Genomic DNA, 23,680 nt, shown 5'->3' on the forward strand with positions numbered 1-23,680 from the left:
TCTAGAATGCCTTTCGTTCGCTTTCCACAGTTAATTACATTCTTAGCTAGTGGCTGAAAAGGATACTTTAGTTTAGCTAAACGGAAAGAATTGGGCGTTAATCACTCGGGATTGATAGTCCGTATAAGAAATTGATAAGTGGTTTATTCTCGCTAAGCCAACTCAAATTCGCTTATCTCAATATTTCAATTTGTAATTAACACATATAGCTGAAGGAAAGTTAACTTTAGACCTTTCTTGTTAGTATTTAAGGTTCTACCCCAGAGTCGCTATCGACTGTATGACTGAGCAGTCTTTAGCGACTCGACCCTAATTTCTTTATATAACCATTTCATGAACTAACACAAAGATTTACAAACTCCATGTTGGTCAATGGCTTAGCTGTTGTTATGCTAAATATAGTCAGTGAAATCGATGAGGGAAATTATGGCAGAGTTAAAACGTACAAAAGATCGTGTGATTGCCGGTGTTTGTGGAGGCCTTGCTAAGTGGTTGGGCTGGAATCCAAATACAACGCGAATTCTTTATGTTCTATTAAGTATCTTAACCGCTTTTTCAGGCGTACTGGTCTACCTGATTTTGTGGATAGTCATGCCTGAAGAGTAGACACTGGTTATTGGACAGATACAAAAAAGCCTCTGGTCATGATTAACCAGAGGCTTTTTTTTGTTTTCTACAGGATGCTAATCAGTAGCCAGCAGCTTGTCCATCTTTGCGTGATTCAGAAGCGCCATAATAAACACCTTCTTCTTCATCCCACATGATTGCCTGGTAACCACCAAAACCGCCATTACCAAAACGTACATCATGGCCTCTTTGTTGCAGGTCACGCAGGACTTCCTGTGGAATACCTGATTCAAACTCTACATAACCACCGTTTGTTAGATAAGCTGCTTGGCTTTCAGTAGGCTCGGTTGAGCCCATGTGTTGCCAACGAGGAGCATCTCCGGCTTCTTGAACATTCATATCATAATCGACCATGTTAATCAGAATTTGCACATGGCCCTGTGGCTGCATGGCGCCACCCATTACGCCATAGCTCATGAATGGCTTGCCATCTTTAGTAATAAAGGCAGGGATGATGGTATGGAAAGGACGTTTACCTGGTTCATACACATTGGCGTGGTCTGGATCCATTGAGAATAACTGACCACGATCCTGGAACACAAAACCCAGTCCTGGTGTTACGACACCAGAGCCCATGCCACGGTAATTACTTTGAATCAAGGAAACCATGTTGCCATCCTTGTCGGCTGTGGTCATATAAATGGTATCGCCTTCTTCAAGTCTAGGATTGCCAGCCTGGACGGTACGGGCTGCTCTATTGCCAATGAGCTTGGCTCGTTCTTTACCGTATTCTTCTGATATAAGTTCTTCAATAGGTTGTTTACTGAAATCTGTGTCCACGTAAAATTTTGCACGATCTTCAAATGCCAGTTTTTTAGCTTCAATCAATGTATGCAGTGATTCCGTGGTGTTAAAACCCATAGCCCTCAAATCATAGTTCTTAAGAATTTGTAGCATCTGTAGTGCCGCAATACCCTGACCATTTGGAGGTAATTCCCACAGGGTGTAGCCTTTGTAATCGACTCCCAGCGGCTCAACCCAGTCAGAAGTATGTTTGGCGAAGTCTTCATAACGAAGGTAGCCTCCTTCTTTTTTCATAAAGGCATCGATTTTCTTGGCTATTTCGCCTTTATAGAAAGCGTCTCGGCCTTTGTTGGCTAAGATACGATAGGTATTGGCTAAATCAGGATTTTTGAAAATTTGGCCTTTACGTGGAGCCTTGCCATCAATGGTAAAGGTTTCAGCAAACGCCCCTGGCTGTGGGCTGAGGCGAGGAACGCTGAGGTTCCAGTAATAGGCAATCAGTTCTGTAACAGGGAAGCCTTTTTCAGCATAGTCGATAGCAGGTGCTAGTACTTTTTTCATTGGCAACTTGCCAAATTTTTCATGCAACTCAAACCAGCCATCAACCGCACCAGGCACAGAGATAGGTAGCATGCCATAAGGAGGCAGATCGTCGCGGTTAAGTTTATCCAGTTCTGTTTTTAATTGATCATATGATAATCCAAGAGGGGAACGTCCGGACGCATTCAAGCCGTGCAGTTTTTTATCTTTCGCACTCCAGACAATAGCGTATAAGTCGCCGCCGATGCCGTTCCCTGTTGGCTCCATCAATCCTAATGCTGCATTAGCTGCAATAGCAGCGTCTATGGCGTTACCGCCATCTTTCATGACGTCTAATGCAATCTGGGTGGCTAAAGGATGACTAGTAGCTGCCATGCCATGTTGTGCAATGACTTCTGAGCGTGTGGCGAAATCTTTACCGGTAATTCTATCGGCTGCTTTTGCGCTGACCATACCAAAACCGCTTATTATTGAGCATACGATAATGGCTGTGGCGCAGGACTTTATGAATGGTGTCATGGATATTCTCCTCTGTTTAGAGACTCACTCTAATAAACTTTGCGCTCGAAATAAATATAGCGTTAAGATAATAGACCAGAAATCACAGTCAAATAGAGGAAAACTATGATTGGAGTAGGCGATACGTTACCAAATGTAACGTTAAAAGTGATGGGCGAAGATGGCCCAAAGGATATTACCACCGATGATATTTTTGCGGGCAAAAAGGTTGTTTTGTTTGCCGTACCGGGTGCTTTTACACCGACCTGTAGTGCTGCACATTTACCAGGCTTTGTGGTCAATGCAGATGACATCAAATCAAAAGGCGTTGATACCATTGCCTGTATGTCGGTTAACGATGTTTTTGTTATGGATGCCTGGGGTAAAGCACAAAACGCCGATGAAATCATGATGCTAGCTGATGGTAATGCTGACTTTACCGAAGCAATGGGCATTGAAATGGATGCTACCGGATTTGGTATGGGCGTCCGCAGCAAGCGATTTGCCATGATTGTTGACGATGGTGTGGTAAAAGCATTAGAAGTTGACGAGAAAGGTTTTGAGAAAAGTTCTGCTGAGAATATTCTTAGTAAGCTATAAATCGTTCTGTTGAAAATAAAAAAGGCCAGCTTTCATGCTGGCCTTTTTTATAAGTTGCTTTTTATGACTTTTCATTTGGTGCTTCGTCACTGATTTCAGTGGCACTTTTAGCTTTTTTGTTTTCTTCAGCAAGCTCTTTCAAGGTTGCTTCAATACCAACCTGAGCAATTCTCTCACGATATTGTGTCGCATAACTCTTAGCCATGCTGACGCCTTCAATAATAACATCCGTCACCAGCCATTTATCATCAGAGCCATACTTCAAACGGTAATCGATTAAGATTGGCTCGCCTTCTTGTGGAATGATCACTGAGCGTACGTTAGCAGTATTGCCACTGGTTGAATACTGAGTTTCTTCATAGGTAATTGGTTGTCCATCATAGTTTGCTAATCCTTTAGCATAGCTGTTCAATAACAGGCTGATGAACTCCTGTATAAAGGTTTTGCGCTGCGCTTCAGTTGATTCTTCCCAGTATTGGCGACCAAGAATACGTTTGGCCATGTACTCGGTATCAACCTCTGGAAGTAGGTACTGCTCAATTAAACCTTTCGCATATTCTGAATCAGTTTTGATTCTTTCTTTATTAGAAAGAATTTCTGCACTGATCTGCTTTGTGACTTCTTCCATGTGGATTTTTGGATCTTCTTTAGCCATAACTGTCTGGCTCAGACCAAAAAGTACTAACACTGCAAGCACTTGATTAATAATACGTTTCATAGGTTCACCTTAACCATTTATGTCGGGTTGTTATTCTTGGACGCATCAACGTCACATTTGCCATTAACTCAATGGCGGCTATTTTACTATTGCTAGCTATCCTAAACAATGAAACTTAACGCACGCTTAATGTGAATTTGTAACAGGCTGTGCGAATAAGTCAGCTAATAACCACATGATTTAAAATCAATGGGTTAGCTATTTTATTTGAGGTTAAATACAACGTGCTGGTTTGGGCAGGCCGGCAATTTTAGTAGCCTGCTTGGCAGGGCCTTCAGGAAATAGTATGTGTAAATAGATGCTAGTGCCTTTTTCTGGAGACCATTCTTTGGCTAAATACTTCACCAGGGGCCGGATGGAAGGGCTGGTATTGAACTCTTCGTAAAACTTGCGCACATACCAAATGACCTGCCAGTGATCGTCTGTCAGTTCTATACTCTCTTCTTTTGCAATGGCATTGGCGATTTTTTCATTCCACACACTGGAGTCTGTTAAGTATCCCTGCTTATCCCGAGCAAGCTCCGCCAGTAAATCAATCATTAGCTTACCTTCATAACCATGTAATGGATTTATCAAACGTTAAAGTGAGCTCTACAAACCGAGGGTAATCAACCAGCTCCCAACTAGCTTGACTCTTATCTTTTACTCCGCGTGCGATTAAGTCTTCTTCCAGAGCAAATTGGTTCTTGCAATGAGTTTGAGCGCTATCGCTTGTCGCCAGAACTACCGCATCTTCAATCAGCAGTATCCCATCATTTTCACCAATAAAGGGAAGGGCTTCGCTTAGTTTTTGGGGATTATTGATTATGTAAAGACTGTTCATTAAAGCCCCCTAAAGCGTTAACACAAAATCGCTATTTGCGATTCTGGATTTGATGACATCGGCTGACACATACTGTAACTCATCAATGCCTAACAGGTCGTTTTGACTTAGGTTAAATTGATGCAACGCATTCTGGTCAACTAATATTTGCTCAATGTCATATAGAGGAAGAGCTTTAAACGTTGCGGAATGATTTTTGATATTGAGTATATCTGGCTGTTGGTTGTTTATTAACTGATAGACGCCTTGCCCGGTAAATATTGCTGTTATTGGCATATCAAAAGCGGCAGCCATTAAAGCTATATCCAGCAGTTCGCGACCCGCTTGCGAGCCGTAAGGTGCTTTGTTGAATACAATACAGATGGATTTGCTCATGATGATTATCCAAATGTAATCACGCGATCACTTTCCAGCATCGCTTCGGTTAATTGACCAAGTCCACTAATTTCAAAAGCAGGGTCAAGATTATCGCCGGTTAAAGCATTGCGCTCTGCTTCTGAAGCATTAACGATGCCTCGCTTGTTGGCAGCAGTGACGCAGGCTATCAGTTCAATATCTTTTTCTATAGCCAGTTTTGCCCAGGACTTTGTTAAATTGATTTCGTCCGCTGGAGGAGCATGTAAACGACTTGCCACCAGAACGCCGTCTGCATAAAAGAATACGCGCAGAAGATTATGTCCTTGCTCTAACAAGGTTCTGGCAAACTCAATAGCGCTAAATTGTCCCTGTGAAGAGTAGGGGTTAGCGGTAACAAGTAAAGAAAAGGTGGCCATTGTCTGGTTGTCTGATTGCTCGCAGTCAAGATGTGCGCATTTTAACAGAGTGCTCGACTGAGGCCTAGTAATCATCACTGGCGATTCACAGGTATAAAAAAGGCGCCCGCAGGCGCCTGATATGTTTTGTGTATAGACTATTTTATGCCAAGTACTTCTTTGCCCTGATTGAATACAACATCAACAGGTATCTGCTTTTCTTCTAACATCTTCAAATCGCTGGCTAACTGATCGTCAACAATACCTTGTTCATCCAGAAGTTTCTTAGCCGCTTCGTAATCACCATCACCTTGAATGGTCAGGATTTTATTGGACAGGGCGTCAACCGCTTGAGACATTTTGTCGAAATTCACCTTGTAGTAGCCTGTTTCCTGATCGCGGCTGAAAGCGCCAGCTTCTTTGAAGAAGTTAAAGCGGACCATGTTTGCTCGGCCGTGTGCGCTAGATGCCCCAAAGCGGACAGAACGGAAGATGCCAGCGAGGAAGGTCACGTAGTTATCCATAAGCTCGCCATCTTTTATTTCGCCTTTTTCATAAAGCTTACTAACCATGTAGAGCCCCAAGATATCAGCTTTACCTTCTTCCAGGGCTGATGCGGTATCTTTGAGCGCTGCTCGCACTGTATTTGAACCATCGATAGTATTTTTGATACCAAGCCCATGAGCTACTTCATGGAACATGGTGTTGGCAAAAAAAGCATCAAATGTGATGTGCTTGCGTTGCTCCGGTGCAATCAGCTGCTCAGAAATCGGTACCAGAATTTTATCAAACTTAGCGCGCATCGCATTTTTAAGCTGTAATCGACGAGTGCCTTTCGCCAGTTGTACCTGTTCATCATTCGGTAGGTTAATGGCTATAGTTTTAGAACCTGCATTGCTATCACCTGCATAATACACAACATCATATGCATTCAGGTCACTATCTGTACCTGGCATTTCTTGCTTGTATTGATCTTCAACCGGTAAGCCTTTTTGCAGTTCAGGAAGGAAGGCCGCGAAGCGAGATAGACGTTCACTCCACTCAAGATCCTTGATCAGAACATAGGCAGAGAAGGCTGTTTTGTAACCAAAGAGCTGGTCTTCATAGTTTTCGATTGGACCAATAACCAACTCTACTGGATTCGTTTTCATATCCATCCAGGCCAGATCTGAAGGCTGGTAATTGTCAGTCAAAAGAGCATCGGCACGAAGCTCGAGGTATTGCTTAAAGCCTTCGTTTTCGGCAAGTTTTGAAGCTTCTTTTAATAGTTTACTGGCTTGTTCCAGTTCTTCCTTAAATGCAACTGAATAAGGTATTAGTGTTAAGTTACCGTTTTCGCCGCGACGCACAATTGAGTATAAACCGTCTTTATCTTCTTCTTCCCAGGCTTCAAACTGTGCCACTGTCATATCTGACGGATAAAACTGTGCGCCTTTATTCTTTTGCTCATAACCTTCAATGAAAGCTTTATTACCGTCAAGTCTATCCCATGGGCCATAGTTGATAATCGCAAACTGCTTAGCTTTTGGATCGTCAATTTTAGAAAGAAGCTCTTCTTTATTGCCATAAGACTGCTTCCAGAACAGGTTGTCCATAATCTTTCCTGCATCGATCAGCAGTGCGATCATTTGCTTCTGATTATCAGACAGATGAGATAAATCGCTTGTTAAAGTGAAAGGTGCATAAATATCAAAACGACTGTATTCAAAACTCTCTTTGCTCACACCTTGATCAGCTTTCGAAGTTTTGACTTCAGTTGCGACTTCGGTTTTTGGTGTTTCTGTTGCTGGAGTTTTAGTCGTTTCTGATTCATTGCTACAACCACCAATTGCCAGTGCAAAAGCAACGGCTAGGCTGCATACAGTCTTTTTCATTAATAAAGTCTTATTCATAGTCGTGTCCCATTCTTATCTTAATATTTACTAAATACGTACTTTTCTCGTTTAACCTGTTTAACACCGAACTCTTTGTCTTTTAATAGATTAAAAACATCATCCACCATATTGGGATTACCGCATAAATAAACCATATCGGTTTCAGGATTAGGTTGAAGGCTTTCTAAGGCATTCTGAACATATCCTTTATCGCAACCTGTTGGTAAAGGTTCCTGCCTGCTTAAGCAGCGATGGAAAAAGATATTGTTCTGCTCAGCTGCATGTTTGAAATCATCCAGGTAGAACATGTCTTCCTCATACTGAGCACCAAACAGGATATGAAACTCAGTATCAGGATAATTTTTAAGCTGATTGAGCATGCAGCGATACGGAGCAACCCCCGTACCTGTACCAACCAGAAATACTCTCTGTGGTAACTCCTTGGGTAGATATAACAGTCCAAAAGGGCCGGTAATATCGATTTCTATACCAGGTTTGGCATTAAAGAAGAACTCGGTAGCTTTACCGCCTTCAACATAAGCTACAACTATCTCAAGATATTGAGTATTTTCAGGGCTTTGTTCAAGATTCGCGATGGAATAGCTACGTTTTAATGGCTTGTCGCCCTCGTGTGGGAGAATGAAGGACACAAACTGTCCAGGAATGTAGGTGAACTGTTGTGGCTCCACAAACTCGAATACTAGTTTGTGGACTTTCGGTGTTATCTGTTCGTTTTCGGTTAATTTCACACGAAAAGTAGGTAATGGCATAAGTGCTCTCGATCTTCTATTTTGCTGTCATTATAGGTTATAGCAGTGAAATTTCCACACGCTAAAGTGTCTAGTATTCATCATTTCAATTCAGGAAGGATTCAGTTGACCATTGCTTTAATGAAGCCATTGATGAGCAATGAGTAAGTATTATCTACCCTCTAAAGTTGGTAAAAAATGTTACCAAGCTGGGTTAAAGGAGTCGATTATGAGTATAAGCAAAACATTAGTACCACTTGGAGTCACACTTTCTGCAATATTATTTGCCGGGCAGGCTGTGGCGGATGAACCACAGGTTAAAATATCCGGAAAATCAGCCACTACCAGTGTAGAAATGCAGCAAAAGGAAACTGGTGAGGTTGCTAACAAAACCGATAAGGTTCCTGCTGCCAGTAATCGAACTTCGTCTTACTCTTCAAAGCAGGTCACAACTGACCTTAAAGCTGAGCTTCAGCTTGAGCTAGATAAGACTACTGCTAAAACTCGTAGTGAAATGCGTGCACAAAAAAGTAATCTTCCAGAGAAGTCTGAAAAGAGCTTAAGTTCAGGAATGAACCACTTATATGTATATGATGGCTCTGTATACTTGTCAGAAGATTACGATGGTGATGGCTATTATACTAAGCTAAGCGTGAATTTTGATGTGGACGCATATTACAATGAATATTATGACGTATATGCAGAAATGTTTATCCGAAAAAATGGCGATAGTGAATGGACTCATTATTACACCACAGATGTGTTTACTATTTATGGTGATAACTCTTCTGATGACTACACGGTAACCACAAAGCTCAATAGTGGTTTTCCTCCTGGTCGATATGAAGTGTTAATTGATTTGTTTGAATACGGTTATTCCGGTGTTGTGGATACCTATTCTGAATATGACGATGCAGACCTTGGCTGGTTGCCACTTGAAGATAAAACCTATGAGGCTGGCAATGTATCCAGCAATACCTGGGTAACTACCGTTAAAACTGAGATCTGGACTGATAGCGATAATGATGGTTTCTATCGTGACTTCACCATCAGCTTCGATGTAGATACTGAGCAATCCTCAAGAGATGTTTACGCGATTCTTTATCAGAGAGTACCTGGCTACAGTTGGGAGTATGAAACAGAAACGGCTGTCTTGACAGTGGTTGGTGCCAGTGCTGATGACGTGATTTCAATTGATGCTGAATGGCAGTCAGGCTATCCGACGGATTATTATGACTTCCGCATTGAGCTTATAGATGCGGATACGGGTGAAGTGTTGGATGATGTTTCCAGTGAGTTTTCATCATTACTCGAGGTGCCACTGGAAGATGCAGGGCGCGATACTCGTAGCACAACGGTAACTCCGCCACCTTCATCAACCAGTTATGGTTCAGGCGGTGGTAGCTGGAGTTTATTGGGCTTGTCACTTCTGGGGTTATTCGCCTGGTTCAGACGTCGCTAATTCAATCAAAAATCAAGTCATAAAAAGCAGCTGTTTCAGCTGCTTTTTTGTTATTGGACGGCTTCTTGTAGTTCAGTCATGCTTGTAATATCCTGTTACAAGTTTAACCATCATAAGATTCTAATTTAATTACAATAATCATCATTTTGAAGGAAATCGAAAACAAGAATGCATTTACTGAAGTCCAGCTGCTGTTTGCTTGCGTTTGCGTCGTTTTTTGTCGCTACCGAAGGCCAGTCTCTAGAAAATATTAATATCCCAAAAGTAGAAGGGGACATTACCCTGGATGGCAAACTTGATGAAGCCATTTGGAATAATGCTATCAAAGTCTCTTTGGATTATGAGACTCGACCCGGAGAAAACACTCAAGCTCCTGTTGCAACCACTGCATACGTTGCTCAAAACGGTGACTCTTTGCTGGTTGCCTTTATTGCTGAAGATCCAGACCCTTCTAAGCTGTATTACTCCTTTCGCGATCGTGACGGGTGGGGTGACGATCAAGTTGGTTTTAAGGTAGATACATTCAATGATGGGCGAAAAGCATATAACTTTTTTGTTAATCCAGTTGGAGTTCAGTCTGACAGTATAGAAGATGACATTAGCCTTTCTGAAGATACTTCCTGGAATGGTATCTGGTACAGTGCTGCTCATATAACCAAAACAGGCTATAACGTTGAAATAAAGTTGCCCTTTAAGGTCCTCAGGTTTCCAGAAAATAGTGATAAATGGGGCATAGACTTCGTACGGTTCTATCCTCGAGGTTATATGTATCGACTGGCTCATTCACCACAGAGACGGGATATCAATTGTTATGTATGCCAGATAACAAAAGCCGAGGGTTTTGAAGGGATTGAAAGTGGTCGTAATCTTGAGATGACCCCCTATATAGTTGCACAGGATTCGCAGACACGAAGCCCACCAGCAGAACCTGCATGGCAGGGTGATGGAGTTGATTGGGAAGCCGGTTTAGATCTGCGTTGGGGAATTACAGATTCCTCGGTTCTGAATGCGACTATAAATCCAGACTTTTCTCAGGTCGAAACAGACGCTGCTCAACTGGATGTTAACACTCAGTTTTCTTTATTTTATTCGGAAAAGCGCCCATTCTTTTTAGAGGGTGCTGAGTATTTCAGAACACCTTTTACCTTGCTCAACACACGGACAATTGCTAACCCTGATTTTGGAGCCAAATACATAGGAAAGAACGAAGGCCATTCATTTGGTATCTTAGCGAGTCGCGATCAACAAACCTCCTTTTTAATACCAGGTAGCCTAAGCTCCTCTCTGGCTAGACTTACTGATGTTGATGGTAGCGACCTTGAGTCTGACGTATTCGCAGCAAGATATGCTTACGACCTTGGTGAAAAATCTCAAATTGGTGGCATGATTACTCACCGTAGTGCTGATGGCTACCGAAATAGTGTGGCAGCCATTGATGGCAAATATATGATCACCAACGTGGATGAGCTACGTTATGAAGTTATGTATTCGGATACAGAAAATCCTCAGCAACTTCAGCAAGACTATGGCCTGGCGCCAAGCAGCGATGGTCTTGGATATCGAGTGAATTATTCTCATAATGGACGCGATTGGGATGTTTTCGCAACCCACATTGACTTTGATAATGATTTTAGAGCGGACCTGGGCTACAAACCTCAGGTCGGATATGACCGACAGGCCTTTGGTGTTAAACGAAATTGGTATGGAACAGAGGCTAATAATGATTTTTTCTCTGATTACAGCTTGCAGGTCAAGGGCGAGCGAGTTACTGAGTATACCGATCAAAAACTTTGGGATCTGGCAACGATAACTTTAAATGCCAATGGCGAATATCGCTCAGGATTCACTTTAGTTGGAAATGTAAGTTATGAGTTTTATCAGGATAACTGGTTTCCACAAAAGTATTACTCGCATAGTGGTTCTTTTTACCCGGTAAATGCATTAAGAGTGGGGTATAACATTCGCTGGGGTGATGGTGTTGATTACAGAAATGCCCGAGCAGCGACTTATCAGGAATACGGGGTTTATAGTAACTGGCAAGTTACCCCGCATTGGTCATTCGGCGGAGAGTGGCAGTTCACCGACTTCGATGTTGAGCAGGGACAATTATTCAAAGCTGATATCTTTAACTTTGATACACGCTACCAATTTGATCAGTACAGTTATTTAAAGTTTGTAATCCGTTATACCGATGTTGATTATAATGCTCCTCTCTATTCAAACCCTAATCAGGTGAGCCGTGAAACTATTATCGATAGACAATTGTTATACGGTTACAAATGGAATCCAAGAACGGTTTTCTATTTAGGTTACTCGGATAATGGTTTTGAGGATAATACGGTTAATCAATTTGAAAGAACGGGCAAAACTTTCTTCTCAAAATTCAGTTATGCATTTCAGTTTTAAGTTTAGTTAGAAGACAAAAAAGCAGCCAACTTAGGCTGCTTTTTTTATGCATGAATACTTTTTATTTAGGCGAAGAATCGTTTTTGTGCTTGTTCCGGGATTGATAAGCCACTGACATGAGCGCGCTCAAGCAGTTGCCAGTAGTAACGGTAAGTGGCCCGATCATGCAGTTCACCTTCGTATTGGATAGGTCCCCAGTGATTATCCTGTGCGGCAATGAGAATATTGGCCGCATCATTAACCTCTGAGTAATCTGGCTTCATGGCATCCACTATCGACTGGATTTGAGTAGGGTAAATGCTCCACATACGCAGGAAGCCGAACTCGTTACGTGCGCGCTCAGCATCTTTATATGTCTGGTAGGGATTTTTCAAATCTAATGTGACGTTGTGCGATGGAACAACACCGTTGGCCAGTGCTGCTGCCGACATCTCAACTTTGGCACGAGCGAGCAATGGGTGATCAAATTGGCCTGGACTCCTCATGCATGAAGCTGGTATGGCTCCCTGGTGGCTGCTGACAAAATCCATCATACCGAAGTCCAATACCTGAACCGTTTCAATTTTGGCAATATCCCATACTTCTCTTAACGCTCCATGTGTTTCAATCAGGACGTGCACAGGTATTGAACGCTCAATTCCGTTCTGTTGGCACACGGTTTTAATGTAATCGACCATTTCCTGAATGTGGGCCGCACAGGTTGTTTTAGGAAGTGTAAAGTAGGTAACAATGTTGCCAATTTTTGGAATCAGAATATCAAGATCAGCTTTCCAATGAGGATGCTGATAATCATGGATGCGAACGCCAGCCATTTTGTGCTTATTCGCACCGCTGGATAATACTGTGGCAATCATTTCGGCATGCTCTTTTTCTTTGCCTGCCTGCGCTCCATCTTCACAATCACAAGTGATGTCAAATACCGGTCCAATGGTGTCCTGCATTTCGAGTGCTTTTCGGATTAATTTCTCGCTGCCGGCAAAGTGTTCACAGCTTGGAATGACTGGAAATGGCTTCTCAGCATCAAATAATGCATCTTTCGGATGAACCATTGAACTCACTATATTCTCCTTATTTATCAATTAGATAACATGTATTGCAACCTATTGTTCAGGTGCGTTGTCCAATTAATACTAGCGCGGAGCGAATAAAATTCAAACAAAAATTTGAAATAATCGTTTGAATATGATTTATTTATGCAAAATAACTGGTCGGATTAGTTAAAATGATGCAAGAGCATTCTTTCTTGGAAAAAGTAGACGAACAGATCGTGTTGGGGGGCTTCTGGCCAGGGATCCAGTTGTATTATCCGCCAGTAAAGTACTCTCCCGCAGATGGGGTCTATGAAACGATGGAGCAGGCCTCTGCGCGTATGAGGAAATACGCACATAATACCAGTGCACATACCTTACTTTTTGACCTTGAAGATGGTTGCCGTCAAAAAGCTATGAGCCGTGAGCTGTTACGGCAAGAGCTTCCTTTATTTGAAAATCGAACATTCCAAATCGCAGTCCGTATCAATCCATTCCGCACCGATGAGTATGAAGAGGACCTCAAACTTATTCGCGATATGTCGGATTACATTGATGTGATTGTATTGGCCAAGGCGGGCGAGGTTTACGGTGCAGCAGAAATTCGTGACTTATCGTCCTGGCTAGTTAGTGTTAATCCTAAAATTGAAATTCAGCCAATCATTGAGCATCCTCGCTCACTCAAGATTTCTCCAGAATTGATGCAGTATTCAACTGTGCGTCATGTCGTGTTTGGTATTCATGATTTCTCTAAAGCGATGGCAATTCACTTAACACCTGAAGGTTGGATTGATGAGTTAAAAACCTATCTTCGTATGTTGTTACTGGAAGCGCGTATTGCTGGGACTGGGGTGATAGGTGGCGTTGAGGTTTTAATTAATAAAACGCCAATGCCTGAGAGTTATATCGAGCCTCATGACGTTCGTCGTTGGTTAGATTTGCATGGTGAACGTGAATCACATGTTGTCCATCAACATGCATTAGTTGAGGCGCAAATGGGCCTTACCGGTAAACAGGTCATCCATCCTTTCCATATTCATTTGTGTAAAGTGGCTTTCACACCATCGCCTCTGCAGATTGAGCGAAACGTTAATATTCTCCAGGCCGCAATCGATGCCGATGCACTATTAGGCGGAGCCATTAAGTTTGAAGGCGAAATGCTCGATCCACCAATGTTTGGTAAAGCACTGCAGAGTCTGTTGCGTGCCTATGCATTAAAATCATTGGATGAAAAGGACAAAGCCTTTGCGTTGGATGTCTTGAAACGATTACCAGTTCATGTGATCCGTGAAAACTGGCCATACGGAATGATTTAAGGATTATTATGAAATATTCCTTTGAGGAAATTGTTCATTACAATCAACAAACCAATGAGTGGCAATGGCAATTACCGGCATACTTCAACATTTGTGAAGCCTGTGTTGATCAACATGCTTCATTGGAAAAAGCCAATCAGCCTGCTTTGATTGTCGAAGACGAGTCTCTGGGAACAAGCCAGGTTACATACTCGCAACTTGCGCAAAAAACTTCTCAATTCGCAAATCTACTACAATCGATAGCTCTTTCACCGGACAATCGTATTCTGATTCGCCTACCTAACTCATTGGAATACCCGATTGCATTTTTCGGTGCCATAAAATATTCAGCAATTGCGGTTCCAACCTCAACCTTACTTTCAGCCAGTGAAGTGTCCTATTTGGCAAATGATTCTCAGGCCAGTGTTTTAGTTACTCATAAAACAATGTGGTCAGAACTTGAAAATGATTTAAAGGACTCGTCTGTGCAGACCGTCTTGCTGACTGGCGAAGGTGAACTACCACAATCAAAAAGATTTAAGTTAATTGATTTTAACCAGGCGCTCGATTCACAATCGGTAGATTTCACCCCTGTTAAAACAACAGTAAATGATCCTGCCTATCTGGTATACACATCAGGTACAACAGGTTATCCCAAGGGCGTACTGCATGCCCAGCGAGCTTTACTTGGTCGATTGCCAGCAAGTCGCTACTGGTTTGATTTTCAGGATGGAGTATCTGAGCGAATCATGCATTCAGGTAAGTTCAATTGGACCTATGTCTTAGGTACAGCCTTGATGGACCCCTTACTGCATGGTCATACCGTGATAGCCTACGAAGGTCACAATGATGCACATACCTGGCCGAAGCTGATTCAAAAACATGAATGTAGTATTTTTATTGGTGTGCCAACCATTTACCGACAAATCATCCAAAAAACTGATTACGCAGGAAAAGATTTACCTTCGTTGAAACATTGTATGAGTGCAGGTGAGCATTTATCGGATGAAATGCAGAAATCATGGGAAGAACGCTTTAATGCGCCCATTTATGAAGCTATTGGCATGTCTGAAATATCCTATTATATCTCTCAACATAAAAAAGCCAGAGTGGTTCCAGGTGCCGCAGGCTTTATTCAGCCGGGCCATAAGGTTGAGTTATTAAATGATCAGCTTGAGCCTGTAGAAAATGGTGAAGAGGGCATGATCTGTATTCGTGCTGATGATCCTGGTTTGTTTCTTTCCTATTGGAATCTTCCTGAAGAAACTGTAAAAGCTGTTCATGATGGTTGGTTTTTTACGGGTGATTATGCCAAGCGAGATGAACAGAATTACGTTTGGTTTCTAGGCCGAAAAGACGACATCATCAATACTTTTGGTTTTCGGGTATCGCCACATGAAGTAGAGCGAGTCATAAAGGCACATCCGGATGTCGCAGACTGTGTAGCTTTAGGTGAAGACGTTGGAAAAGACAAAACGCTAATAGTGGTGTGTGTTATTCCGGAGCCCGATCACAATGTGACTGAAGAACAAATTTTGGATTATGGGCTGCAAAAGTTAGCCAAGTATAAAGCTCCAAAGAAAGTATACCTGGTGCGTGATTATCCACGTACCAAAAATGGCAAAGTACTTCGCAAGAAGTTACTGCAACACCTCGAACAGTATTTAATTTCTAGTGATGAATGACTAGACACTAATTTTCAAAGGATAAATGATGGAATCAACGCTGAATTATCGTCCTCGCAGAACAATGTTGTATGTCCCTACACACGTTGAACGTTATCTGGAAAAAGCCAGAGGGTTGGCGGCCGACAGTGTTATCTTTGATTTGCAGGAGTCAGTGCCACCTCAACATAAACAAACCGCACGCGATGGTTTGATCAAGGCATTTTCTCAGTCAAAAGACTTTGAGTATTCGGAGCGGATTGTACGCGTTAACCCCCTTCATACTGAATGGGGCAAAGAAGATCTGGAAGCTATTAAAAACCTCGATATTGATGCGATATTACTTCCCCGGATCGAATCCGCTGACTCCCTGATTCAATACATACAGCAGATCGATGCTATTCGATCGGATAAGCTTGATATCATGATTAATATCGAAAGTCCGCTCGGTGTTATGCATGCTGAAGAAATCTGTGCAGCCAGTGATAGAGTTAGTTGTGTGGTGATGGGGGTGACAGATTTATCCAATGAATTAAAAATTACTCAAACCAACGATCGCTCTGGTTTATTGACCAGTTTGTCATTGGTTGTTCTGGCAGCACGAGCTTATAAAAAATGTGTTATCGATGGCCCGCATTTTGATTTAAAAAATATTCAGGCTTGCGAGTTTTCCTGCCGACAGGCTCGCGATCTAGGCTTTGATGGTAAGGCTGTTGTTCATCCTATCCAGCTGGCATATACCAATGACGCCTTTACACCGAAGCTCGATGACATTAATCGTGCTAAAGCCATTATTGAAGCAATCAATCAAGCCAATGAAGAAGGGCGCAATGTTGCTGTAATTGATGACCGCTTAATCGAGCCTTCTTTGAAAGAGTGGGCTGAGCGAGTGCTAACGCTATACAACACAGTAAAAGAGTTAGGCCAAAACGAGTTAATTGGGGCTAGCCGATAAGTATGATTTCAGGTAGTGTTTAAACAATAAGACAAACTAATAGCGACAGCACATGAATAAATCATCCGCCGGACGGTTCTTTGAAGACTTTTCATTAGGGCAACTTATTGAGCATCCCATTCCGCGTACTATTACGGAAGGTGATGCCAGCCTGTATATAGCCTTAACCGGTAGCCGCTTTAGTTTGTTCTCAAGCCATCACCTTGCTCGCAAAGTTGGTTTTGCAAAACCACCAGTTGATAACCTATTACTATTTCACATTGCCTTCGGTAAAACGGTTCAGGACATTTCACTCAATGCAGTGGCTAATCTGGGATATGCCGAGGTGCAGTTTGTACTGCCAGCGTTTATTGGTGACACGATTTCAGTGCTTTCAGAAGTTATTGGTTTAAAGGAAAACTCAAACGGAAAGACTGGCATTGTTTATGTTCATTCTCGCGCTACGAATCAAGATGGCCATTTGGTAGCCAGCTGGAAGCGCTGGGTTATGGTGCATAAGAAAGAAGAGGGTATGCAGAATACTTATGCGGTTCAACCACAGCTCAACTCAGAAGTTAGTCCTGCGCACTTGGCTATGCCCGATCAGTTTAATGCTGATAACTACAGCTACATCTCTAGTGGAGAAACTTTTGTTTTCAAGGATTATCAAGTTGGGGAGTGGATTGATCATATTGATGGTTTGACGATTGATGCAACTGAACACACCATGGCTACTAAGCTCTATCAGAACAATGCCAAAGTCCATTTTAATTATCACCAGATGCAAGATAGCCAGCACCAGCAACGTCTGGTTTATGGTGGCCACATTATCTCGTTATGCCGCTCTCTTTCACATAATGGTCTAGCCAACGCACAATGGCTAGCGGCCATCAATGGTGGAGCACACCTCAACCCTACCTATGCAGGCAACACTATCTATGCGGCAACTCAGGTTCAGAATAAATACGATCTTGGGTTTGGTATGGGCGCACTAAGGTTAAAAACGATTGGTTTTAAAAACATTCAATGGTCTTCCATCAAAGAGCAGGTCAGTTCGGCAAATAGTGTTAAAGACTATCCTGATAATGTAGTGTTGGACTTAGACTATACCGTACTGATCCCTAATCCAAAATAGTTTAATCATGTAGGCTTACTTAAGTCTTTGTGGTAAGTTGCGTTCTCTTTGGCTCAATTCTTGGGCCACAATTTATTATTGTGTTGAGATCATGTTATGACATTTGGTTTGGGCGAGCTGTTTGCACTATCGTCAGCTATTTGCTGGGCCACAGCAATTATATTATTCAAACATTCCGGCGAAACGCTCAGTGCCAGCGCACTCAATCTTTTCAAAAATATTTTAGCGACATTTCTCTTGGTACCAACCGCATTCTTTATTGAAGGAATTCAGCTTCCCCAGCTTGATGCCTATCAATGGACGATTGTTGCTATTAGCGGTTTTGTTGGAATCGCTTTGTCTGATACCTGGTACTTCCTGGCCCTCAGAAAAGTTGGAGCTGGTAATACTGCCATTGTTTCCAGTCTTTACAGCCCGTTTGTCATAGTACTATCAGTATTATTCCTCAATGAAACATTACACTGGACTCAGTTTATTGGCTTTTTGATGGTATTGATTGGCATCATTTTGGTTACCTGGCAGCGAAATAGGAAGAATGTTGATGCCCCGGTACTTTGGCAGGGACTTGCTTTAGCTGCCGGCGCTGTATTTCTGAACGCCGTTGGCGTGGTTATGGTCAAGAGAATTCTCGAAGGTGATGGCTTTTTCTGGATTATCAGTTTGCGACTTATTGGTGGAATTCTGGGTTCAATTGGTCTTTTACTGATAAGTCAGAAATTGATAAAAGTGGTTAATGAATTAAAGCAACCGAGAGATTGGCGAATTTTGATTATTGCCAGTGTGCTTGGTACTTATATTTCGATGATTCTGTGGCTTTCAGGCTATAAATACACGGATGCTATTATCGCATCTGTTTTGAATGAGACTTCAGTTCTGTTTATTGTTTTGTTTGCCTGGATTTTCCTTAAGGAAGAAGTGAGTCGGCGCAGATTAGCTGGTGTGGTTTTAGCCTTCCTTGGCGTTTTGGTATTCGTCTATAACAGTGGTGGTCAGGGCTAGGGCTAGCTAGCTTAATGAACCTGGCCTACACGAACAATCTTCATGGCATTAGTTCCACCCAGTACTCCCATTGAGTCACCTTTAGTAATGATGACCAGATCACCATCTTCCACAAAGTTTCTCAGACGTAATTCTTCAACCGCTAAGCGGTTAACATCATGTTTGGCCAGTACAGTCGGATCAAACTCAATGGCTTCAACACCTCGATAAAGTGCTACTTTACGAAGAGTCTGCTCGTTTCTACTCAAGGCAAAAATTGGCATGCCTGAACGGATACGTGATAGCCATAAAGCAGTAGAGCCAGATTCTGTTAAGGCAACGATTGCTTTAACCCCTTTTAGGTGGTTAGCGGTATACATGGTTGCCATTGCAATGGCTTCGTCAATCAATTCAAACGACATTTCATTGCGGTGACGTGACATGCGAATCATGGATTGTTTTTCCGCGCCGAGACAGACATTTGCCATAGCCTGAACAGTGCGAGCAGGGTTGTCGCCAGTTGCCGTTTCGGCGCTAAGCATCACTGCATCAGTTCCATCCAGCACGGCATTGGCAACATCAAACACTTCAGCTCGGGTCGGAATAGGGTTGTGGATCATGCTTTCCATCATTTGCGTTGCAGTAATCACTACGCGATTTAAAGCACGTGAACGCGAGATAATGTGTTTTTGTACGCCAATTAGCTGTGCATCACCAATTTCAACGCCCAAGTCACCACGCGCTACCATGACAGCATCAGAGGCCATGATAATGGCATCGAGAATTTTGTCGTCATTAACGGTCTCAGCACGTTCAATCTTGGCAACCAGGTTACTATTACCACCAGCTTTTTGCAGAAGCTTACGCGCTTCATGCATATCATCTGCGCTTCTAGGGAACGATACTGCTAAATAATCCACGTGCATAGCCGCAGCAATTTTAATGTCAGCTCTATCTTTATCTGTCAGGGCTGGGGCCGAAAGACCACCTCCCAGCAAATTAATACCTTTGTTGTTGCTCAGCACGCCACCTATGATCACTTCAGTCACGATTTCAGTTGAAGTTAAACGCTTCACCTCTAGCTGAATACGGCCATCGTCGAGCATCAAATGATTACCTTCCTTCAAGTCAGAAGGAAGCTGTTTGTAATCAATACCAACACGCTCTTCGTCGCCAGCTTCTTTTTCCAGCTCTGAATCCAATATAAAAGTAGCACCAACCTCTAAGTTGATTTTGCCTTTTTTAAATCGGGCAATGCGAATTTTTGGTCCCTGAAGATCACCTAGTATGGCGACATATCGATTCATATCTCTTGATATACGACGGATTTGCTCTGCACGGTGGATATGATCCTTGGCTTCTCCATGCGAAAAGTTAAGGCGGAATACATTGGCACCAGCTTGAATTAATGAGCGAATGGTGTCGTCGGATTCTGTAGCGGGACCTAGAGTTGCAACTATTTTGGTGCGTTTAAACATATAATTTCTGCTCGGTTTTTGATCGATATGTTTGATAGGTAACAGTGTAAAGACAAGCTTTAGAAAAACAACACTATTGTAGTGAAAAAAGAGTAGGGCTGCTATTGATCAATATTAAGTTTTTATAAAATGGGGCACACAAAAAAAGGGGCGCAATGCCCCTTTGTAATATAGCTTAAGGTCTTAATTATTTTCGTATGCTTCTTCCTTATTACTTAGACTTTTTGCATCACGACCCAGGAACCAGTCTTTGATACTGCCTAAAGTTACGTATAGGCAAGGGACCCAGATTAGCGTAATTACCGTGGCAAAAACGATACCGAAGGCTAGAGAAACAGCCATTGGTATTACCAGTTGGGCCTGCAAGCTTGTTTCGGTGGTAATAGGTAGCAAGCCGAAGAAGGTGGTTAACGACGTCAGGATAATAGCGCGGAAACGTCTTGTACCAGCATTAATTGCTGCCTCAATTCGAGACATGCCTTCAGCACGCGCACGTCCAATGAAGTCCACCATCAATAAGCTATCGTTCACGACAACACCTGACAAGGCAATAATGCCAAAGAAGGAGAACATGCTTAGATTAATGTCTAGCAGCAGGTGTCCGACCATGGCACCAATAATACCGAATGGAATGGCTGACATGACGACAACTGGCTTGATATATGATTTCAATGGGATAGCCATTAAGCCATAAATTAAAATCAATGCAATTAAACCGCCAATTCCTAATTCTTTGGTCAGCTTTTGCTGGTCCTCACTTGGACCACCTGGCTCAAGTTTCACCGTTGGGTGCTGAGCTAAGATATCAGGAATGACATTTTGCATCATATCTTCATGGATTTCGCCAGAAGTAATAGCAGCCTGAGGGCTAACATCTGCGCTAATACGATTGGCACGAACGCCATCAATTCTAGAGATACGCGAAAAGCCTTCCTGTACATCATAATTGGCTACATCAGTGAAAGTTACGTATTCGCCTGACGGTGTTCTGATCGGCATTTGTTCCAGGTTACCGATAGAGCGTCTGTCATCTAATGGATAGCGAACAAAGACTTTGACTTCCTCGTTATCTCGAAGGAAACGTTGAGCCTCTGAGCCATAGAAAGCATTTCGCACTTGCTGAGAAAGAATTTGTGTACTTAGTCCAAGGTTATAACCGTGAGGCTTAACCTCTACTACGATTTCTTCTTTACCACCGGAAAGGTTATCACTGATATCGTAAACACCGTCATATTCGGCAAGTTTGGCACGAATTTTTTCAGTTACGATTTGTAATTCCTCGATATCTGTACCAACCAGTCGATAACCGACACCATCACCACCCGGTCCGCCACCACCGCCGCCAAAACTGATTTCTTCAACTGCGGGAAGGGTACCGACTTTGTCACGCCAGCGGTCGATCAGATCAAACTGGTTAATGGGCAAGTTTTCACTTTTAACCAGCTCAGTCCACATGTAAGCACCGGTATTTTCACGAGTCCACATAAATGCATGCTGGAATACACCAATACCATGCTCAGCTTCTACTTCACTGTGCAACTCATTTAGCTTATCCCAGACAATTTGCACATTGCTCATGGCCTGTTCAGCAGTAGCACCTTCTGCCATTTTGATTTCGACAAACACACCATCATTTGGAATGTTCGGGAATAAGCTGGTTTTAACCCAACCACTTCCGATAAAACCAATGGTCGTAATAAATAACAAACAAACAAAGGTTAAAATTGTCAGGCCTCTGTAATTAAGGAATGTCTCCAGCTTGGGCTTGTAAACATTATTAATAAAGCGCGATAACAGGTCTTTGACTTTTAGACGAATAGAGCGGAAGAATCCCTTTACAGCACGAACTTTAGGGTTCTTAGTGTCTTCAAGTTTATTGAGCTTCATATGAGCTAAGTGAGCCGGCAAAATAAGCTTCGACTCAATTAACGAGAACATTAAGCAGAACATTACTACCAGACCCATGGATGCCATAGCATTACTCCAGGGGCCGCTGATTGCCAGCATTGGGTAAAACGCTGCAATGGTGGTTAAAACACCGAAGGTTGCAGGAAGGGCGACTCGTTTTGCCCCTTCGACAACACTGTCGATACTATGACCTTTTTCTTCAATCGACGCCCAGGCGCTTTCCGCAATAATGATGGCGTCATCGACCACGATCCCCAGCACTAGAATAAAGCCGAAGAGGGTGATCATGTTGATGGTCATGGCAAAACCAGGATACATGTACATCAGGGCAAAGGCACCCAGGAAGCATAACGGAATACCAATCATTACCCAGAAGGCAAGTTTAAATCTTAAGAAGAGTGCTAGTACTATGAACACCAGAATAATACCGGCAAGCATATTCTTCTGCATCATCTCGAGACGGCCTTTCAGGTAATAAGTACCATCGCCCCAAGCTTCGATTGAAATGCCCGCTGGTAAAGTCGGAGTTTTTTTGTCTAGATAAGAGTAGATTTGTTCTGCAATTAATAGATCATCAGATTCTAGAGATGAGCGAACCCTTAAACTGACAGTGGGTTTACCATCAAAGCGTGATAAGAAATTCCACTCTGCAAAACCATCGTCGATTGCTGCGATATCTGCCAGTAGTAAAGTCGTACCATCTGGGCGTGTGATAACTGGAATTTTTGCGAAGTCATAGGCGTCATAGGCTTGGTTTTTTGTTCTTACCAGAATGTCGCCACCCAGAGTTTTAATAGTACCGCTCGGTAAATCTAGAGAGTGACTTCTGACCGCATTGGCAACATCTTGAAGAGTTAAACCATATTTGCGTAACTGGTAATCACTGACTTGAATGCCAACTTCGTAAGGGCGAGCACCTTCAACTTCAACCAAGCTGACGTGAGGCAGTGCTAAAAGCTCGTCTTTGATATCTTTAGCATACTCTTTCAGGGTACGCTCATTGGCATCGCCAAAAACATTTAAGCGCATAACCTGGCGTTGCATGCGGTTTTCATAAATAACCGGACGTTCAGCAAGATCAGGTAGGTTAGGGATCGCATCCACCCTAACTTTTATCTCATCCATTACTTCAGAGACTTCATAGTTATCTTCAATTTCGATATTAATGCTTCCCATTCCTTCAGAAGCCGTTGAAGTCACTTTTTTGATCCCTTCAATATCCTTAATATTTTCTTCGATCAGGATAACAATGCCTTCTTCCACTTCCTGTGGTGCTGCTCCTGGATAAGGCACTTGGATACTTACTGAGTTAATAATAATATCTGGGAATACTTGTTGGCGAAGGTGACTAAGTCCAATAAAGCCGGCAACAATGATAAAAATCATCAGAAGGTTCGCAGCAACAGAGTTGCGTGCAAACCACGAGATGATTCCGCTATGTGTATCGTATTGTTTGACCATCTGCGA

The 23,680-nt window shown here is 42.6% G+C and carries 20 protein-coding genes; 9 read left to right on the plus strand and 11 right to left on the minus strand.

Features of this window, described 5'->3' with window-relative positions:
* Positions 1-426: 426 nt before the first annotated feature.
* The gene (locus B158_RS0106940) at positions 427-606 is read left to right on the plus strand and encodes a PspC domain-containing protein (protein ID WP_018624642.1); all 180 of its coding nucleotides are present in this window, start codon (positions 427-429) and stop codon (positions 604-606) included.
* An 81-nt stretch (positions 607-687) separates the two neighbouring features.
* Here the strand turns inward: B158_RS0106940 and ggt are convergent, their stop codons facing one another.
* Positions 688-2,430, minus strand: a complete 1,743-nt coding sequence (ggt, locus tag B158_RS0106945; RefSeq protein ID WP_026309287.1) for a gamma-glutamyltransferase — start codon at positions 2,428-2,430, stop codon at positions 688-690.
* A 105-nt stretch (positions 2,431-2,535) separates the two neighbouring features.
* Here ggt and B158_RS0106950 point away from each other — a divergent pair, with 105 nt between their 5' ends.
* On the plus strand, positions 2,536-3,009 hold the full coding sequence (locus tag B158_RS0106950; protein WP_018624645.1) for a peroxiredoxin: 474 nt from the start codon (positions 2,536-2,538) through the stop codon (positions 3,007-3,009).
* A gap of 61 nt (positions 3,010-3,070) precedes the next feature.
* Here the strand turns inward: B158_RS0106950 and B158_RS0106955 are convergent, their stop codons facing one another.
* The 7 genes from B158_RS0106955 to B158_RS0106985 form a co-directional block, all read right to left on the minus strand.
* Complete coding sequence (locus B158_RS0106955; protein WP_018624646.1) at positions 3,071-3,727, minus strand: MlaC/ttg2D family ABC transporter substrate-binding protein; 657 nt, start codon at positions 3,725-3,727, stop codon at positions 3,071-3,073.
* A gap of 213 nt (positions 3,728-3,940) precedes the next feature.
* Positions 3,941-4,267, minus strand: coding sequence for a TusE/DsrC/DsvC family sulfur relay protein (locus tag B158_RS0106960; protein WP_018624647.1), 327 nt, complete (start codon positions 4,265-4,267; stop codon positions 3,941-3,943).
* 10 nt (positions 4,268-4,277) lie between these two features.
* Positions 4,278-4,550 (minus strand): sulfurtransferase complex subunit TusB, encoded by a 273-nt coding sequence (tusB, locus tag B158_RS0106965; RefSeq protein WP_018624648.1) that lies wholly within the window; start codon positions 4,548-4,550, stop codon positions 4,278-4,280.
* A 9-nt stretch (positions 4,551-4,559) separates the two neighbouring features.
* Positions 4,560-4,925, minus strand: a complete 366-nt coding sequence (gene tusC, locus B158_RS0106970; protein ID WP_018624649.1) for a sulfurtransferase complex subunit TusC — start codon at positions 4,923-4,925, stop codon at positions 4,560-4,562.
* Between the two features lie 5 nt (positions 4,926-4,930).
* Positions 4,931-5,323, minus strand: coding sequence for a sulfurtransferase complex subunit TusD (tusD, locus tag B158_RS0106975; RefSeq protein WP_018624650.1), 393 nt, complete (start codon positions 5,321-5,323; stop codon positions 4,931-4,933).
* A 137-nt stretch (positions 5,324-5,460) separates the two neighbouring features.
* Positions 5,461-7,176 (minus strand): dipeptidyl-peptidase 3 family protein, encoded by a 1,716-nt coding sequence (locus B158_RS0106980; protein ID WP_026309289.1) that lies wholly within the window; start codon positions 7,174-7,176, stop codon positions 5,461-5,463.
* 38 nt (positions 7,177-7,214) lie between these two features.
* Positions 7,215-7,946 (minus strand): FAD-binding oxidoreductase, encoded by a 732-nt coding sequence (locus tag B158_RS0106985; RefSeq protein WP_018624652.1) that lies wholly within the window; start codon positions 7,944-7,946, stop codon positions 7,215-7,217.
* A 208-nt stretch (positions 7,947-8,154) separates the two neighbouring features.
* On the opposite strand from B158_RS0106985, the gene B158_RS0106990 reads away from it, so the two are divergent.
* Both B158_RS0106990 and B158_RS0106995 read left to right on the plus strand, forming a co-directional pair.
* The gene (locus B158_RS0106990) at positions 8,155-9,387 is read left to right on the plus strand and encodes a choice-of-anchor H family protein (RefSeq protein WP_018624653.1); all 1,233 of its coding nucleotides are present in this window, start codon (positions 8,155-8,157) and stop codon (positions 9,385-9,387) included.
* Between the two features lie 168 nt (positions 9,388-9,555).
* Positions 9,556-11,793 (plus strand): carbohydrate binding family 9 domain-containing protein, encoded by a 2,238-nt coding sequence (locus tag B158_RS0106995; RefSeq protein ID WP_018624654.1) that lies wholly within the window; start codon positions 9,556-9,558, stop codon positions 11,791-11,793.
* A gap of 65 nt (positions 11,794-11,858) precedes the next feature.
* On the opposite strand, the gene B158_RS0107000 is transcribed toward B158_RS0106995, so the two are convergent.
* A complete protein-coding gene (locus B158_RS0107000; protein WP_018624655.1) occupies positions 11,859-12,842 on the minus strand; it encodes an HpcH/HpaI aldolase/citrate lyase family protein in 984 nt (327 codons plus the stop codon).
* 173 nt (positions 12,843-13,015) lie between these two features.
* Between B158_RS0107000 and B158_RS0107005 the strand changes: the two genes are divergently transcribed.
* The 5 genes from B158_RS0107005 (at position 13,016) to B158_RS0107025 (ending at position 18,848) form a co-directional block, all read left to right on the plus strand.
* Positions 13,016-14,137 (plus strand): HpcH/HpaI aldolase/citrate lyase family protein, encoded by a 1,122-nt coding sequence (locus tag B158_RS0107005; RefSeq protein ID WP_018624656.1) that lies wholly within the window; start codon positions 13,016-13,018, stop codon positions 14,135-14,137.
* A gap of 8 nt (positions 14,138-14,145) precedes the next feature.
* Complete coding sequence (locus B158_RS0107010; RefSeq protein ID WP_018624657.1) at positions 14,146-15,801, plus strand: acyl-CoA synthetase; 1,656 nt, start codon at positions 14,146-14,148, stop codon at positions 15,799-15,801.
* 25 nt (positions 15,802-15,826) lie between these two features.
* Entirely contained in the window at positions 15,827-16,735 is a 909-nt protein-coding gene (locus tag B158_RS0107015) for an HpcH/HpaI aldolase/citrate lyase family protein (protein ID WP_228127076.1), read from the plus strand.
* Positions 16,736-16,787: 52 nt separating this feature from the next.
* Positions 16,788-17,849 (plus strand): MaoC family dehydratase, encoded by a 1,062-nt coding sequence (locus tag B158_RS0107020; RefSeq protein WP_018624659.1) that lies wholly within the window; start codon positions 16,788-16,790, stop codon positions 17,847-17,849.
* 96 nt (positions 17,850-17,945) lie between these two features.
* Entirely contained in the window at positions 17,946-18,848 is a 903-nt protein-coding gene (locus tag B158_RS0107025) for a DMT family transporter (protein WP_018624660.1), read from the plus strand.
* An 11-nt stretch (positions 18,849-18,859) separates the two neighbouring features.
* Here B158_RS0107025 and pyk read toward each other — a convergent pair whose 3' ends face one another.
* Together pyk and B158_RS0107035 are read right to left on the minus strand one after the other, a co-directional pair.
* Positions 18,860-20,305 carry a pyruvate kinase gene (gene pyk, locus B158_RS0107030; RefSeq protein WP_018624661.1) on the minus strand — a complete coding sequence of 482 codons (1,446 nt, stop codon included), beginning with the start codon at positions 20,303-20,305 and terminating at the stop codon, positions 18,860-18,862.
* A 183-nt stretch (positions 20,306-20,488) separates the two neighbouring features.
* Positions 20,489-23,674, minus strand: coding sequence for an efflux RND transporter permease subunit (locus B158_RS0107035; RefSeq protein ID WP_018624662.1), 3,186 nt, complete (start codon positions 23,672-23,674; stop codon positions 20,489-20,491).
* Positions 23,675-23,680 lie beyond the last annotated feature (6 nt).

This window comes from Kangiella aquimarina DSM 16071 (genome assembly GCF_000374105.1).
Classification (GTDB): Bacteria; Pseudomonadota; Gammaproteobacteria; order Enterobacterales; family Kangiellaceae; genus Kangiella; species Kangiella aquimarina.

Bases quoted from the DNA above. Each gene is read 5' to 3' on its own strand.
- B158_RS0106995 (WP_018624654.1), top strand. From the start codon at position 9,556: ATGCATTTACTGAAGTCCAGCTGCTGTTTGCTTGCGTTTGCGTCGTTT.
- B158_RS0106960 (WP_018624647.1), bottom strand. From the start codon at position 4,267: ATGATTGATTTACTGGCGGAGCTTGCTCGGGATAAGCAGGGATACTTA.
- tusC (WP_018624649.1), bottom strand. From the start codon at position 4,925: ATGAGCAAATCCATCTGTATTGTATTCAACAAAGCACCTTACGGCTCG.
- B158_RS0107005 (WP_018624656.1), top strand. From the start codon at position 13,016: ATGATGCAAGAGCATTCTTTCTTGGAAAAAGTAGACGAACAGATCGTG.
- B158_RS0106955 (WP_018624646.1), bottom strand. From the start codon at position 3,727: ATGAAACGTATTATTAATCAAGTGCTTGCAGTGTTAGTACTTTTTGGT.
- tusD (WP_018624650.1), bottom strand. From the start codon at position 5,323: ATGGCCACCTTTTCTTTACTTGTTACCGCTAACCCCTACTCTTCACAG.
- B158_RS0107010 (WP_018624657.1), top strand. From the start codon at position 14,146: ATGAAATATTCCTTTGAGGAAATTGTTCATTACAATCAACAAACCAAT.
- B158_RS0107000 (WP_018624655.1), bottom strand. From the start codon at position 12,842: ATGGTTCATCCGAAAGATGCATTATTTGATGCTGAGAAGCCATTTCCA.
- B158_RS0107025 (WP_018624660.1), top strand. From the start codon at position 17,946: ATGACATTTGGTTTGGGCGAGCTGTTTGCACTATCGTCAGCTATTTGC.
- ggt (WP_026309287.1), bottom strand. From the start codon at position 2,430: ATGACACCATTCATAAAGTCCTGCGCCACAGCCATTATCGTATGCTCA.
- tusB (WP_018624648.1), bottom strand. From the start codon at position 4,550: ATGAACAGTCTTTACATAATCAATAATCCCCAAAAACTAAGCGAAGCC.
- B158_RS0107035 (WP_018624662.1), bottom strand. From the start codon at position 23,674: ATGGTCAAACAATACGATACACATAGCGGAATCATCTCGTGGTTTGCA.
- B158_RS0106950 (WP_018624645.1), top strand. From the start codon at position 2,536: ATGATTGGAGTAGGCGATACGTTACCAAATGTAACGTTAAAAGTGATG.
- B158_RS0106940 (WP_018624642.1), top strand. From the start codon at position 427: ATGGCAGAGTTAAAACGTACAAAAGATCGTGTGATTGCCGGTGTTTGT.
- B158_RS0106980 (WP_026309289.1), bottom strand. From the start codon at position 7,176: ATGAAAAAGACTGTATGCAGCCTAGCCGTTGCTTTTGCACTGGCAATT.
- B158_RS0106985 (WP_018624652.1), bottom strand. From the start codon at position 7,946: ATGCCATTACCTACTTTTCGTGTGAAATTAACCGAAAACGAACAGATA.
- B158_RS0107015 (WP_228127076.1), top strand. From the start codon at position 15,827: ATGATGGAATCAACGCTGAATTATCGTCCTCGCAGAACAATGTTGTAT.
- B158_RS0107020 (WP_018624659.1), top strand. From the start codon at position 16,788: ATGAATAAATCATCCGCCGGACGGTTCTTTGAAGACTTTTCATTAGGG.
- B158_RS0106990 (WP_018624653.1), top strand. From the start codon at position 8,155: ATGAGTATAAGCAAAACATTAGTACCACTTGGAGTCACACTTTCTGCA.
- pyk (WP_018624661.1), bottom strand. From the start codon at position 20,305: ATGTTTAAACGCACCAAAATAGTTGCAACTCTAGGTCCCGCTACAGAA.